The organism is Curtobacterium phoenicis, from assembly GCF_047238015.1.
Lineage (GTDB): Bacteria > Actinomycetota > Actinomycetes > Actinomycetales > Microbacteriaceae > Curtobacterium.
Genome location: NZ_JBDFLZ010000002.1, coordinates 1032864 through 1047251, shown reverse-complemented (window position 1 = coordinate 1047251; position 14388 = coordinate 1032864). Strand labels below are relative to the sequence as shown.

Below are 14388 nucleotides of genomic sequence, written 5' to 3'. Positions count from 1 at the left end.
CGCGGCGGACGCGCCGCCCTCAGGGAACCGGTCCGCCCCAGCCGCCCGGCGACTGTGGGTACGGCCTGCCGCCGACACTCGAAGTCGTGGCCTGCGGGGCGGTGCCCCGATCCCGGGTGAGCCGGTCGAGCAGCGTCGTCCCGGCCGTTTCCACGGCCGAGTCCAGTCCACCGTGCGCGCCCGGGTGCGGTCGTTCGTCCCGTGCGGTCGCGACAACCTGTTCGGCGGTGGAGCGGACGATGTCCAGAGCGTTGCGCACACCCCAGGAGCGACCCTCCTCGACGACGTCCATGAGGGAAACCTCCTCGACTCGTCGCCTGCCGTTGACGGCGAGCGCGAACTCGGGTGTGACCTCCAGGTGCGCGGAAGGGATGACGTCGTACATGGGCGCCAGTGCGACGTCGCCGACGTCGGGGTGCAGCAGCGCGATGTTCTTCGCGTGCATGTCATAGTTCCGGAGGACGACTGACAGCGCCGTCATCCGCAGGAGCGCGTGGAGGTCGGACTCAGCGGCTCCGGCGCGCAGCACGCCCGCGATCGCCCGGAGCCGGTCAGTCTCTCCGGGATCCTCGTACTTGCGGTCCCCGATGTTGCCCAGCGCCTGGTTGAAGTCCTCCTGGTGCACCCGCTCCCCGTCGGCGTCCCGGTCGAACCGCTCGATGACGAGCGCGTTCACCCCATCGAAGGATTCGATCGTCGTACTGAAGGACGCCAGCCCAAGCGCGCGGACGAAGCGTGAGCCGTACTCCTCGTCGAAGACGAGGCTGGGCGTCTGCGGGTTGATCGGTTTGAGGATGTGGGTCGACGGGAAGCCGTCCAGCGGCTCGGCCCAACCATCCGCGGTCCGGACGAGCAAGACCTTGTCCTGCATGCCCGCAAGACTCGAGACACGTCGGCGTCCCGTGTTGCCGAGTGGAGCAGCCTTCACCGCGCGGAACATCGTCTTCACGTCCGCAGCAGACACCGGGCGCGCCTCCGCCGTGCGGGGCTCCGCGGGGTCATTCTCGTCCCAGATCTGAAGCGCCCCGGCCGTGTCGCGTCCGTACCGAGCGAGCAGGCCCATGGTGTTGTCGGGGTCGAGCCGTGCGTTCTCGGCGAGCGTTCGCCGGACACCGCCCTCAGCGAGGACCTCCTCGAAGAAGGCGCGCCTCCGATGGAGACCGACACGGCTCCGGCGCGTGGTCCGGAGCAGGGGCACCGCGACCGACAACACGGTCGCACCGACCCCGAATCGCCGCATCCCCTCCTCGTGAGCGAAGAAGTCGAACCGTTCGCGCTCACCTGCGAGCGTGCCGACACGGACCCCGTAGAGGTCGATCCGGAGCTCACGCATCATCGCCGCCGAGCTCGAGGTACAGCGCGCCCCCGGTCGTCTTGACGAACGCGAGCAGCCGCTCGATCGACTTCGTCTGCTTGCCCTGTTCGAGCTCCACGACGTACCGCTGACTCACTCCGAGCCGCTCTGCGAGCTCCCGCTGACTCAATCCCGCCTCGGTGCGGAGTTCGACCAAGAGGTCCCCGAGGATCCCGGCATCCCGGATGACTGCGCTTCGCATGATGAGTACCTTTCTCTCATCAAGCCTAAGCGATGCTGTTTTCCGCATCAAGCGCCTGCGATGCTGATTTCCACATCAGGGCCGCACGATGCTGATTTCCACATGAGGTCCGCACGATGCTGATTCCGCATCGCCCGCTACGCGACCACCGTGGGCTGACGAGGAAGCAGCCGGGAGGCACGACACGCATGGAATGCATGTCGTGCCTCCCTGCTGTGGCTGGTACCCGGCGTCAGCCGCTCACCACCGCGCGCGCCGCGGCCTCCGTGACCGCCGCGAGCTCCTCCACCGGACGCGAGAGCAGCGGCTTGAGGCACGCATGCTCCGCTGGCCGCCCGCGGACCAGACCCGTGCCACCCGACCGTCCTCGGCGAAGTCGAACACGTCGACGCCGCCGACGTGCACGTCGCCCGCCTCCTTGTGCCGGATGATCCGTCCGTGCCGACCGTCGAGCGCGTCGCCGATCGCGGTGGACACGGCACCGGGGTGCTGCCCGTGCCAGCACTCGAGGTACGCGGTGAAGTCGTCGGCGGTCCGGATCCTGTCCGCCGGCGTCGAGCCGTCGGGTTCGGTGACCGCGAAGCGGATGCGGAAGTCGTCGGCGCAGACCTCGCGGGCGATGGTGGCGTCGCCGTTCCACATCGTCGACCAGCGGTCGAAGGCGTCGCGCGCGGTCTCGGCAGGGGTCCTGGCGTTGTGGTCGGTCTGGTTCGTCATGCCTCCAGTCCACGACAGCGACGCGACGACGGTGTGCCGGTGTCACGGAGACCCGACGAGGTCGTCGAGGAACAGCACGCGGAAGTCCGCCACCCAGGTCTCCCACTCCGTGGCGAGTGCGGCGCCGATCGTCGCGTTCTCGTGCTCGAAGTCGTCGCGGGAACTGATCACGATGACCTCGACCAGTTCCCAGCCGTCGGTCGGGGTCAGACCGCCGACGACGCGGTGGTCGAGGAAACCGATGACCGACGGCATGACGAGCATGCCGGGCCGGACGGTGGTGCGGCTGAACTCGCGGTAGGCGTCGACGGTCAGCCCGTCGCGGAGGCGGAACAGGGTGATGGCGAGCTGCGGGTTCCTGCCGAGGTCCGTCATGCCGACCATCAGAGGATCCCGGGGGTGCCGGGGCGACGCGGGGCGGACAGCTCGACGAAGCGTTCGACCAGCCCGAGCGCCCAGACGACGTTCTCGGCGATGCCCGCGCTCGGCAGGTCGTCCGGCTGGTGCAACCGGTGGAGGTCGTTGAACGTCAGGAACACGGACGGGACGCCGGCGCGGTGGAAGGAGGCGTCGTCGGTACCGGTCGTCGGCGGGAAGCGGTTCGCGGTCTCGAGGACGCGGCAGGTCTCCGCGGCGTACGCGCTGACGGTGCGGTCGACCTCGACGCCGAACTCCTCCGGGGAGGCGAACGTCTCGAGGAACGATCCACGGCCCAGCCCGTCGACGTTGACGACGTGGTCGATCGCTGCGAGCTCCTCCTCCGTGGCCGAATCGACGTGATGCCGGGACCCGCCGAGGTGCCACTCTTCGGCGGTGAACCACACGAGTCGGACGGGTCGCCCGGGAGGGGTGACGGCCCAGCGTTCCGCGAGTGCGAGGAGCGCGATGGTGCCGCTGCCGTTGTCGTACGCGCCGACGGTGTTGTAGAAGGTGTCGTAGTGCGCGCAGACGAGCACCGTGCCGCCGGCGTCGCGCGCCTCGGGCGCCGGTGTTCCGGGGACGTCGACGATGAGGTTGTCGGCGACAGCCACGGTGTCGAGCGCGGACGAGTCGGCACGGAGGGACACGGTGACCTCCTTGCCGGTGACGGCCCACTCCCGGAGCTGCAGCCCGTCGAGCCGACCGACCACGAGGTGCGGGACGGTCGTGTCGGAACCGTGCGGGAGCGGCTGGGGCGCGGCCGGACCGACGTCGCGGGCGTGGACGTAGGCGAGCACGGCACCGTCCGAGCCCTCGACGAGGAAGCGCTGCCAGGTGATCGAGTCGCCCCAGATGCCCTGCGGCCCGAGGGGGCGCAGCCGTCCGCTGACGACGCCGTCCGAGGAGCCGCTCCAGAGCATCGGCCAGACCGGCATCGACCGTTCGATCGGCGTGGTGACGAGCAGGGTGTCCTCCGCGCCCGGACGCCAGGCGGGCAGGGACACGGGCTCCCGTCTGACCTCGAGGCCGACCGCCGTGAGGCGGGACTCTAGCCAGTCGGCGGCGTCGTGGATGCCCTGCTCGCCGTGGAAGCGCGGACCGAACCCGGTCAGCTCGGTCAGGTCGGCGAGCGCGCGGGCGGTGTCGTCGTTCATCGTGTGGTCCCTCGGTGGGCCGCGCGTTCGAAGAGCGCGCGGACGTTCGTCGTGTTCAGGGCGCGGACCGCGCCGTCGTCGATGCCCTCGTCGCGGAGCCGGTCGAGGAACGCCCCCGGGATGTACGAGAGGCCGTTGCCCCCGTTCCGCCGGAGCATGCCCTTGAGGAAGAGGTCGTGGCTGACGAGCACTCGGTCGCCGTGCCCAGCGCCCACGAGGGCCCGGATCGCTCCCGCGGTCTGCGCGACGGACGGGGAGTCCCCCTCGCCGGGCAGTGTGAAGCGGTACGGCATGCCGACCATGTCGAACTCGGCGACGATGCCGCGGTCGGCGAGAGCCCGCTGGTGGTCGGGGTCGTCGCCGGACGGGTCCATGTGGCAGAGCACGACGGCGCCGGGGTCGACCCCCTCCTCGTCGAGCACGACGTCGAGCACCCGCGGGCCGTGCCGCACGAAGCCGGGCAGGTGCACGTACATCGGCAGACCGACCTCGCGCTGCACCCGGCAGGCGGCTCGGAGCGACCGTTCCTCGCGCTCGGTGAACGCGGGCGACACACCGATCTCGCCGATGACCCCCGACATCGGTTCCTCGCGGTCCGGACCGTCGACGTGGTCGGCGAGCAGGTGCTCGGCCAGCGCGTCGACCGGGTCGTCGGCGGTCATCGGCGGATGGAAGCGTTCCAGGTACCACCCGCCGCCGGCGACGATCTGCACGCCCGTGGCCCGGCTCAGCGCGGCCAGCCCGGCCCGGTCGCGTCCCTGCCCCTCGGAGGTGACCTCGATCACGGTCTTCCCGCCGAGGTGCGCGTACGCCTCGAGCTCGACCCTGGCGTCCTCGGGGTCGTCGAGCTGGCAGTTGTCGCGCGACGCGTAGGGGTGGTCGCGCAGCAGCCAGGCGATGTCGGGCGTCACGGGCAGGTCGAACAGCTCGGGGTGCCGGGGGTCCGGCTCGATGCCGCCGAGCTCGATGCTGTTGAGCAGGTGCTCGTGCGGCAGCGTGAACCCGAGGGCGTCGCTCGGCACGGTGCCGGTCACGGTCCGCACGGGTACAGGCCCCGGTCCGGTCGTGGATCCGGGAGGCGTGGTCGTCTCGGTGGTCATGGTCCCCTCAGCGGGTCAGCGGTACGGGCGGTGGTGGCTCGAGCGGGTAGACCGCGTCGTGGAACACGTCCTCGGCGGCGAGGGTCCCCCGGAACCAGCCGACGATCTGCTCGTCGGTGACGGACGGCGGGATCGCGTCCACCGCCGCTGACAGCGCACGCACACCGTCGGTGAAGGTCGACGCGGCGTGCAGGTCGATCCACTCACGGAGGTCGGCGAAGCGCTCGACGGGGAGCGCGGCGGCGCGACCGCACCACCCCGCGTAGAGCGTCTCCGCGGCGAGCATCGCGGTGAGCGCCGCGGGCGCCCCGTGCTCGGTGGTGAGCCGGAGGACGTGCTCGGTGAGCGGCTCGGAACGCGACACGGCGTCCGCGACCCGCGCCGCGCCTCCCGGCCAGCGCAGCCGGACCCGGTGGAACCAGTCGAGCTGCTCGCCGACGAGGGCGCCGACGTTCCGGGCGTGCGCCGCGGACTCGGTCCAGTCCGACGACGCCCACACGAGGTACCCGGTCACGCGGGTCGCCGTGCGGACGAACCGCTCCTCGATCGCGAGGTACGCCGCGAAGGCGTCGTCGTCGACGGTGCCGTCGGTGGCCTCGCGGACGAAGCGCACCGCGGCGGAGCGGGAGAGCTCGGCCGCGCAGGCGGCCACCACCCGCTCGCTCCGGGACGTCACCGTGCCGTCAGCCACCGCACGAGCCCGTCGAACAGTGCCGGGTAGCCCGACCAGTCCTCGCAGAACGTCGGCGGCGCCCAGTGCGGCGAGCAGTCGCTCGTGAACACCGCGGTGCGCCCGGCGCCCTCGGTGCGGACGGCGACGAGGGGGTCGCCGTCGATGGTCGCGAGGACGTCGGCGTCGGGCTTCGCGGCGACGCGATTGTACCCGAGCAGCGCCGGCCACGCCCCGGAGACGCCCGCGAGGACCGCGTGGGCCTCGTCGTGCACGACGGCGACGGACCCGGCCGGACGCTCGACGCGGTCGTCGTACGGGGCGATGTCGACGGGCAGCACGTCGGCGATGCGCGTCCCGGCGAAGGCACCGCGCGCCTGCCAGCCGGAGAACGACAGGTAGCCACCGATCATCAGGAGCGCGCCGCCGGCGGTCACCCAGTCGGCGAGCGTCGCGATCCGGTCTGCACCGGGGACGGACCGCTCGAACACAGCGGGGGCGAGCTGCAGGGAGTTCGCGCCGATGTCGGACAGCACCACGACGTCGTACGCGGCGAGTGCCTCCGGCGTCTCGGGGAAGTCCGTCGGGACGAGGTGCCCGGGCAGGTGGACGACCTCGTGCCCGGTGGCGGTGAGGGCGTCGCGGAGCTGGGTGACGCCCTCCGCGTAGGAGTGCACGGTGAACTCGTCGACGCCCTTGGCGTGGGTCGTGGTCGTGATCCAGCTCTCGCCGGCGATGAGGATGCGGGCCATGGGGTGTCCTGGTCTCTGGTCGGGTGACTGCCTTGGCAATCGATTGCCCTCGAACGGTATCCGGTGCGTCGGGTCCATGGGTTACGGTTGCGTTACACCGGGCCGGGAGGCTCGGCAAACGTTCGCCACGACCCTCCGGAGCGCAGATGGCCGTCACCCTCGCCGACGTCGCCGCCCGCGCGGGCGTCTCGATCACGACGGCGTCGCGGGTGCTCGCGCGCTCGCGCGCGGTCACGCCCGCGGTGCGCACAGCGGTCGAACGCGCGGCCAGCGAGCTCGGTTACGCCGGCAACGGGGTGGCGCGGGCGCTGCGTCGACAGCGGACGGACGCGGTCGGCATGGTCGTGCCCAGCATCCGGAACCCGTTCTTCACCGCGCTCGTGGACGCCGTCGAGCGCTCCCTGCAGGCCACCGGCCGGGTCCTCTACCTGTGCGACGCCCGCGACGACGTCGAGGTCGAGGCGCGACACCTCCGGTCGCTCGTGGCGCGGGGTGTGGACGGCATCGTGGTGAGCCCCTGTGCCGACGAGCGGAGCACGGCAGCGGTCGTCGAGGCTGCGGCGCGGGTGCCGCTCGTGCAACTCGACCGCCACGTGCCCGAACCGGTCGCCGACTGGGTGGGACTCGACGACCGGGCCGCGATGGACCTCGTGGTCGGACGGCTCGCACAGCGCGGGGTGACCTCCGCAGGGTTCGTCACCGCCGCGACAGCGAACTCCTCGACCCGTGAGCGTGCTGCCGGCTTCACGGATGCATGCGCACGCGCCGGGATCCGCACCGACCCCCGGTGGACGGCGACCGGCGCGTTCACGATCGCGGCCGGCATCGACGCGGGGGAACGGTTCGTCGAGCTCGGCACCGAGCGGCCCGACGCCGTGGTCTGCGCGGACGACCTCCTCGCGATCGGCGTCGCACACGCGCTGCGCGAGGGCGGCCTGCGGATCCCGGACGACGTAGCCGTCACCGGCCTCGACGACCTCGAGTTCGCCGCGTACGTGAGCCCGCCGCTCACCACCGTCCGGCAGCCGACCGCGCGGATGGCGGAGGAGGTGCTGCGCCTCCTCGACCGAGTCCCCTCGGGCGAGCGTGCACCGGGCACCCGGATCGCACTGCCGCCGACCCTCGTTGTGCGCGGCTCGGCCTGACACCCGAACGAGGGACGGGTTTCGTCCTTGTTTCACAGTCGTGAAGATAAGTAACGTCACGATCATTCCACTGGCGCTGATTGTTACTTCTCGATCATGATTCGTGAACGTTCTGCAGGTGCAGACGTTCCGAACACGATCAGGAGCACCGGTGGCCACGACACCCGAGCAGCGCGAGGTCCTCGCCCTCGTCGACGCGCAGTTCGACGAAGCGGTCGGCCTGCTGCGCGACCTCATCGACATCCCGAGCGTCGGTCCCTGGTTTGGGGACGACGCTGCGGTCAGCGGCGAGGGCGACGTCCAGGCCTACCTCCGGCGACACCTCGAGGGACTCGGCGCGGCCGTGGACCAGTGGGAGCCGTCTGCGGCCGAGCTCGCCGTCCACGCAGACGGTCCCGGGTACTTCGCCGACCGCGACTTCACCGGGCGCCCGAACCTCGTCGGCCGGTTCCGGTCCGGCGGCGCCGACACCGACCGTCCGGCGCTCATGTTCCTCGGCCACTGCGACGTCGTCCCGGGCGGCCCCGGCTGGACCGAGGGGCCGTTCACGAGCACGATCCGTGACGGACGCGTCATCGGGCGCGGCGCGTGCGACATGAAGGGCGGGATGGCAGCCGCCCTCGCCGCGATCCGGGCCGTCCGGTCGAGCGGGGTCGCGCTCACCAGGGACCTGCAGTTCGCGTCCGTCACCGAGGAGGAGACCGGCGGCATGGGAACCCTCGCCCTCGTGCACCGCGGGTACCGCCCCGAACTCGGCATCGTCATCCCGGAGCCCACCAGCCTGCAGGTCGCACCGCTGTGCCGCGGCATCATCTGGGGCGAGATCACGATCCCGGGCAAGAGCGGGCACATCGAGATCGAGCAGCCGCACTGGCGCGACGGTGGCGCCGTCGACGCGATCGCGTACGGTCGCCGGCTGCTGGACGCGATCGACGCCCTCAACGACCGGTGGCGCACGCTGCCGGAGAAGAACCACCGGCACATGCCGCTCCCGTGCCAGGTGAACGTGGCCGAGATCGACGCCGGCACCTACCCGAGTGCCTTCGCCGGGTCGTTCACGATCCGCTTCGACATCCAGTACCTGCCCGCGGAGCTCGACGCGCACGGCGGCGGCGGCCTGGTCCGGGCGCAGATCGAAGACCTCGTCCGCGACTTCGTCGGCACCGACGCCTGGCTCACCGAGCACCCGCCCGTCGTGACGTGGCTCGTGGACGCCGACTGCGGCGAGACCGACGACAGGCACCCGCTCGTCGTCGCCCCGCAGACCGCCCTCGCCGCGCTCGGCCACGAGGCAGTCGTCCAGGGCGTCACGAGTCACACCGACATGGGCCTGCCGATCAAGGCCGGTGTCCCCACGATCACCTTCGGCCCGGGACAGCTGAGCGTCGCGCACCAGCCCGACGAGCACCTCGACCTCGCCGAGTACCGCTCCTGCATCGAGGCGATGGCACTCGTCATCCTCGACCTGTGCGGCGCCGGGGCCGCACCGACCGTCACCGCCGCGAGCGAGGCCACAGGTGGTTGACCTCGTCGCGCACCTGACCGCCCGCGGCGTCCGGGATGTCTCGGGCATGCGGGACACCGGCTCCGAGGCCGACCGCACCGTCCTCGTCGCCACCGCCGGACAGGACGTCGTGCTGAAACTCTCCGACAGCTCCCGGATGCAGGCCGCGCTGCTGGTCGCCGTCGCCGCAGCCGCACCGGCACTGCCGGTCCCCCGCGTCCTGCCCGAGGCCGACGGCACCGCCGTGCGCGCCACCGACGCCGGTGACCTCTTCGTGATGACGAGCATCCCGGGGGTACCGCTCGAGGACGTCGGACTGACCGCGTCCCTCGTGGACGACCTCGCCGACGTGCAGGCCACGCTCGTGACCGCGTTGAGGGCGGCCGACGCGACCGCCGCGCTCGTGCCGGCACAGAACGACTGGTCGATCGAGAGCGTCGTGCGTCAGGCGCCCCTGATCGACGAGCTCGCGGACGAGCGGCACCGCGGCACGATGCACGACGCCGTCTCGATGTACCGGGACACGCTCGGCCCGGCCCTCGCCGCGATGCCCCGGCAGGTGCTGCACGCCGACGCGAACCTGTCGAACGTCCTCGTCACCGACGGACGGATCAGCGGCGTGATCGACTTCGGCGACGCGGTCGAGGCGCCCCGGGTCCTCGACGTCGCCGTCACCGCCTGCTACCTGGCGATCGCGCTCGGCTCGTTCCACCACCCGCTCGTCGCCCGGTACACCGACCGCATCGCGCGGACCCTCGACCTCTCCCCCGCCGAACGGGCCACCGTGCTCCCCCTCGCCGGCTGCCGACTCGTCCAGGCCGTTGTGCTCGCCCGCGACACCGCCCGCCGCGACCCGGCCCGAGCGGACTACGTGCTGCGCTACGACCGCGCCGCGGTCGCGCTGCTCGACGTCGACGGCGCCACCCCCACGACCTCCGTCCACCTCGTCCCGGAAGGCGCATGACCGTGCAGCAGACCGACAGTCCCCCCGCACCGGCGAGCGCACCGGCCGCGACCGCCGCGCCGGCAGCGACCGACGCGCCGGCAGCGGCGAACGCCGCCGAGGCGATGGTGAACCGGTTCGACCCCGCCGACGCAGTGCTCCTGCCCGACGCCGACCAGCAGCTCCTGGCCCGCCGCCGTGCCGTGCTCGGGGACATCTACCCGCTCTTCTACGCCCGGCCGGTCCACGTGGTCCGCGGCGAGGGCGCGCGACTCTGGGACGCAGACGGCACCGAGTACCTCGACGCGTACAACAACGTGCCGGCCGTCGGGCACGCCAACCCGCGGGTCGCCACCGCCGTGCACGAGCAGCTGACCCGGATGAACACCCACACCCGCTACCTACAGGACGGCATCGTCACGTTCGCGGAGCGGTTCCTGCAGACGTACCCGGAGCACCTCGACCGGGTGATCTTCTCGAACTCCGGCTCCGAGGCGAACGACCTCGCGATCACCATCGCACAGTGGCGGACCGGCCGCCAGGGCGTCATCGTCACCGAGAACGCCTACCACGGCACGACCCAGCTGCTCGCGGGGACGTCGCCCGAGAACGGCGCGAGCATGCCGCTGCACCCGTGGGTCCGGACCGTGCCCGCGCCGGACACCCACCGCGACGGCGACCTGGCGGGCGTGCGGTTCGCGGCGGCGATCACCGCGGCCGCGACCGACCTCGACCGGCACGGCTTCGGCCTCGCCGCGCTGCTCCTGGACTCGATCACGTCGACCGACGGGATCTTCCCCGGGCCCGCCGGCATGCTCGTCCCGGCGTACCGAGCGACGCACGTCGCCGGCGGGCTCGTGATCGCCGACGAGGTGCAGCCGGGCGTCGGTCGGACCGGCGAGGCGATGTGGGGGTTCCAACGGCACACCGCGACCGAGCCGCCGCGACCCGCCGGAACCGAGCCGGGCCTCCAGGCCGACCCGACCGCCACCGGCGGTATCCCGGTCGACGGTCACGTGGACATGGTGACCTGCGGGAAGCCGCTCGCCGGCGGCCTGCCGATCGGGACGCTCGTGCTCGGCTCGGCGCTCAGCGACGGGTACGCGCGGGGCCACCGCTACTTCAACACGTTCGGCGGCAACCCGGCGTCGATCGCGGCAGCGACCGCGGTCCTCGACGAGGTGCAGGACCGAGACCTCGTGGCGCACGCGCGCACCGTCGGCGCGTACCTGCAGCGCGGGATCGCCGAGCGGTCCGCTCCGACCGGCCTCGTCGCGGACGTCCGCGGCGTCGGCCTCTTCATCGGCGTCGAGATGCGCGGTCCGGACGCGGGTGCGCTCGCCGCCCGTGTCGTCAATGCGCTCCGCTCCCGGAACGTGCTCATCTCGGCGGTCGGCGCCGACGGACGCGTGCTCAAGGTCCGCCCGCCGCTCGTCTTCACCCGGAAGGACGCCGACGCGTTCCTCGCCGCCTACGACTCCGTGCTCACCGAGCTCCAGCAGGAAGGACCCACCTCATGAGCGACACACCCACCGCGACGCCCGGCACCTCCCGGGAGGTGCTCACCATCTCCGGGGTCGGGAAGAACTTCGGCGCCGTCCGCGCTCTCCGCGACGTCGACCTCGTCGTCCGGTCGGGCGAGATCGTCGCGCTCCTCGGCGACAACGGCGCCGGGAAGTCGACCCTGATGAACATCATCTGCGGCTCGAACACCCCGGACGACGGTGAGATCCACGTGAGCGGGCAGCCGATGTCCGGCCTCGCCGACGCCAAGCGCCTCGGCGTCGGCGTCGTCTACCAGGACCTCGCACTCGCCCCGCACCTGTCGCTCACCGAGAACCTCTTCCTCGGCAACGAGCTCCGGCGCGGTCCCTGGCTCGACCGGAAGCGCATGCACACCGAGGCACGCGCCGCGATCGAGCAGCTCGGCATCTCCACGCTCCGCGACGTCCGGCTGCCCGTCGGCTCGCTGTCCGGTGGGCAGCGACAGGTCCTCGCCGTGGCACGCGCCATGAAGTGGGCGTCCGACCTCATCCTGCTCGACGAGCCGACGGCCGCCCTCGGCCCGAAGCAGGTCGGCATCGTGCTCGACTCGATCCGCGTCGCCGCGAGCCACGGCCTCGGCGTCGTCCTCGTGTCGCACGACATCCCCAACGTCCTGAAGCTCGCCGACCGGATCGTGGTCCTCCGCCACGGCACGATCATCGCCGACCTGGACCCCGCCGGACTCTCCGTGTCCGACGTCATGACCGTCATGGTCGGAGACGAGGCAGCAGCATGACCACCGCAGCGACCAACGCCGGAGCCGCACCCGACACCTCGATGCGGTCCACCTCGTCCGTGAAGCACGGTGTCGCCCGGGTGTTCGGCAACCGCGCCGTCCAGATCATCGCGGTCGAGGTCGTCCTCATCGCGGTCTTCCAGGCACTCTCCCCGAGCGGTGCGTTCCTCAGCGAGGCGAACATCCGCGGCATCCTCCTCACCGCCTCGCAGGTGCTCCTGCTCGCGGCGGGCCAAGCCGTGCTGATGTCGGCCGGACAGATCGACATCTCCCAGGGCGCCGTCCTCATCCTGTCGTCGGTCGTGTCGGGCCAGGTGATGATCGCGATGGGCACCTCGTCGCCCGTCGGCGTCGTGGTCCTCGTCGGTCTGCTCGTCGCGATCGCCACCGGCGCCGTCCTGGGCGCGGTCAACGCTCTGTTCGTCGGGGTCGTCGGCATCAACTCGCTCGTGACCACCCTCGGCATGCTCTCGCTCGCCACCGGGATCGCGCAGGTGGCCACCAAGGGGGTCAACCTGGTCGGCATCCCGACCGAGCTCGCCGCGAACTTCGGCACCGTCACGGTGGGCGCCTTCCCTCTCCCGACGATCCTGGCGCTCGTCCTGCTCGCGGTGATCTGGGCGCTGTACCGGTACACGGCGTGGGGCACGCACACGCTGGCGATGGGGTCGAACTTCCTCGCGTCCCGACGGGTCGGCATCAAGACCCTCACGAACACGATCGGGATCTTCACCCTGTCCGCCGCGCTGGCCGGACTCGCGGGCTTCATCGACCTGGCGCGGTACTCGACGACGAACATCTCCGGCCACACGAACGACTCCCTGGCAGCCATCGCCGCGGCACTCATCGGCGGCACCGCGCTGACCGGCGGCCGGATCAACTTCCTCGGCGTCATCGTCGGCGCGTTCCTCGCGATCATCCTGCAGTCCGGCCTCGTCATCATCAACCTCTCGCCGTTCTTCCAGACGATCGCGATCGGGGCGATGCTCCTCATCGCCGTCAGCCTCGACCGCAGCAGCCGCAACCGGCGCACCACCTAGCCCGGTCGTCACAGCCTCACTCCCCTCCCCGTCCCACCCGCTCCACGGCTCCACCTCCTGTCCATCCCCTCCCTCCCCACTAGGAGAACCCGTGTTCCGTTCCAAGACCACCACCGCCATCGCCGCGGCCTCCGCCATCGGCCTCGCCGTCGTCCTCGCCGGCTGCTCCACCGCCAGCCCCGCCGCGACCAGCGGCGGCTCGTCCTCCGGCAAGACCATCGCGATGGTCACGCCGGAGTCCACCGGCGAGTTCTACGGCACCATGTACTGCGGCGCCCAGGCGGCCGCGAAGAAGGAAGGCGTGACCCTGAAGATCCAGGGCACCCCGGAGACCACGACCGACGCCGAGATGCAGGTCCTGCAGTCGGTGCTCGCGACGAACCCGGACGGCCTGCTGCTCACCGTGTGGGACAACACCGCCTTCAACTCGACCCTGAAGTCGTACACGGACAGCGGCAAGCCGCTCGTGATGCCCGATTCGTTCCTCTCGAACAAGCAGTACGTGCAGTCCATCCGCACCGACAACTACCAGTCGTCGTACGACGCAGCGGTGCAGGCGCTGAAGGACTTCAAGCTCACCTCGGGCAAGGTCGTCATCGTCACGGACGCTCCGGGCAACCAGGTGCAGTCCGCCCGGGCCCAGGGCTTCAAGGACGCGATCGAGAAGGAGAGCAAGCTCACCGCCCTCGACGTCCAGTACGTCGGCGGCGACTCGGCCAAGGCGTCGCAGACCGTCTCCTCGCAGCTCTCGGCGAACCCCGACGTGAAGCTCGTGTTCTCGACGAACATCGGCGCGGGTACCGGTGCCGCGAACGCCATCGCGGCCTCGGGCGAGAAGGGCATCGTGCACATCGGGTACGACACCGCGTCGAACCAGGTCGCGGCGCTCAAGAAGGGCGAGTACGACGCCCTCGTGGCGCAGGACCCGTACACCGAAGGCTACGAGGCGACCGAGCTCGTCGCGAAGCTCGTGAAGGGTGAGCAGAAGGCGTCCGACGTGAAGGAGCAGACGGTGTACTCGCCGTGGAAGCTCGTCACGAAGGACAACGTCGACAGCGAGGACGTGAAGAAGTACCTCTACACGTCGGACTGCTCGAAGCTCTGAC

The 14388-nt window shown here is 71.3% G+C and carries 15 protein-coding genes; 7 read left to right on the top strand and 8 right to left on the bottom strand.

The window, feature by feature from the left end; translation table 11 throughout:
- Window positions 1–19 precede the first annotated feature (19 nt).
- The 8 genes from ABC270_RS05255 to ABC270_RS05220 form a co-directional block, all read right to left on the bottom strand.
- The gene (locus ABC270_RS05255; protein WP_412879813.1) at window positions 20–1333 is read right to left on the bottom strand and encodes a type II toxin-antitoxin system HipA family toxin; all 1314 of its coding nucleotides are present in this window, start codon (window positions 1331–1333) and stop codon (window positions 20–22) included.
- Window positions 1326–1556 carry a helix-turn-helix domain-containing protein gene (locus tag ABC270_RS05250; protein ID WP_058726318.1) on the bottom strand — a complete coding sequence of 77 codons (231 nt, stop codon included), beginning with the start codon at window positions 1554–1556 and terminating at the stop codon, window positions 1326–1328. Before ABC270_RS05250 ends, ABC270_RS05255 begins: the two co-directional genes overlap by 8 nt.
- Window positions 1557–1796: 240 nt before the next feature.
- The gene (locus ABC270_RS05245) at window positions 1797–2273 is read right to left on the bottom strand and encodes a nuclear transport factor 2 family protein (RefSeq protein ID WP_412879812.1); all 477 of its coding nucleotides are present in this window, start codon (window positions 2271–2273) and stop codon (window positions 1797–1799) included.
- Between the two features lie 42 nt (window positions 2274–2315).
- On the bottom strand, window positions 2316–2657 hold the full coding sequence (locus tag ABC270_RS05240; RefSeq protein WP_412879811.1) for a hypothetical protein: 342 nt from the start codon (window positions 2655–2657) through the stop codon (window positions 2316–2318).
- The gene (locus ABC270_RS05235) at window positions 2657–3847 is read right to left on the bottom strand and encodes a M28 family metallopeptidase (RefSeq protein WP_412879810.1); all 1191 of its coding nucleotides are present in this window, start codon (window positions 3845–3847) and stop codon (window positions 2657–2659) included. Before ABC270_RS05235 ends, ABC270_RS05240 begins: the two co-directional genes overlap by 1 nt.
- A complete protein-coding gene (locus tag ABC270_RS05230) occupies window positions 3844–4947 on the bottom strand; it encodes a phosphotriesterase family protein (RefSeq protein WP_412879809.1) in 1104 nt (367 codons plus the stop codon). The genes ABC270_RS05235 and ABC270_RS05230 overlap by 4 nt, the downstream gene beginning before the upstream one ends.
- Before the next feature lie 7 nt (window positions 4948–4954).
- Window positions 4955–5638, bottom strand: coding sequence for a TenA family protein (locus ABC270_RS05225; protein WP_412879808.1), 684 nt, complete (start codon window positions 5636–5638; stop codon window positions 4955–4957).
- Entirely contained in the window at window positions 5620–6369 is a 750-nt protein-coding gene (locus tag ABC270_RS05220; protein ID WP_412879807.1) for a glutamine amidotransferase, read from the bottom strand. Before ABC270_RS05220 ends, ABC270_RS05225 begins: the two co-directional genes overlap by 19 nt.
- A 146-nt stretch (window positions 6370–6515) precedes the next feature.
- Between ABC270_RS05220 and ABC270_RS05215 the strand changes: the two genes are divergently transcribed.
- The 7 genes from ABC270_RS05215 to ABC270_RS05185 all read left to right on the top strand — a co-directional run bounded on the left by ABC270_RS05215 (window position 6516) and on the right by ABC270_RS05185 (window position 14387).
- Window positions 6516–7514: a LacI family DNA-binding transcriptional regulator gene (locus ABC270_RS05215; protein ID WP_412879806.1), complete on the top strand. Its 999-nt coding sequence runs from the start codon at window positions 6516–6518 to the stop codon at window positions 7512–7514.
- 151 nt (window positions 7515–7665) lie between these two features.
- Complete coding sequence (locus ABC270_RS05210) at window positions 7666–9039, top strand: M20 family metallopeptidase (RefSeq protein WP_412879805.1); 1374 nt, start codon at window positions 7666–7668, stop codon at window positions 9037–9039.
- Window positions 9032–9982 carry a phosphotransferase enzyme family protein gene (locus ABC270_RS05205; protein WP_412879804.1) on the top strand — a complete coding sequence of 317 codons (951 nt, stop codon included), beginning with the start codon at window positions 9032–9034 and terminating at the stop codon, window positions 9980–9982. The genes ABC270_RS05210 and ABC270_RS05205 overlap by 8 nt, the downstream gene beginning before the upstream one ends.
- 2 nt (window positions 9983–9984) lie before the next feature.
- Window positions 9985–11481, top strand: coding sequence for an aspartate aminotransferase family protein (locus tag ABC270_RS05200; protein ID WP_412879803.1), 1497 nt, complete (start codon window positions 9985–9987; stop codon window positions 11479–11481).
- Complete coding sequence (locus tag ABC270_RS05195; RefSeq protein WP_412879802.1) at window positions 11478–12242, top strand: ATP-binding cassette domain-containing protein; 765 nt, start codon at window positions 11478–11480, stop codon at window positions 12240–12242. The genes ABC270_RS05200 and ABC270_RS05195 overlap by 4 nt, the downstream gene beginning before the upstream one ends.
- Window positions 12239–13282: an ABC transporter permease gene (locus ABC270_RS05190; protein WP_412879801.1), complete on the top strand. Its 1044-nt coding sequence runs from the start codon at window positions 12239–12241 to the stop codon at window positions 13280–13282. The genes ABC270_RS05195 and ABC270_RS05190 overlap by 4 nt, the downstream gene beginning before the upstream one ends.
- 91 nt (window positions 13283–13373) lie before the next feature.
- Window positions 13374–14387: a substrate-binding domain-containing protein gene (locus tag ABC270_RS05185; protein ID WP_412879800.1), complete on the top strand. Its 1014-nt coding sequence runs from the start codon at window positions 13374–13376 to the stop codon at window positions 14385–14387.
- Window position 14388: the final 1 nt, after the last annotated feature.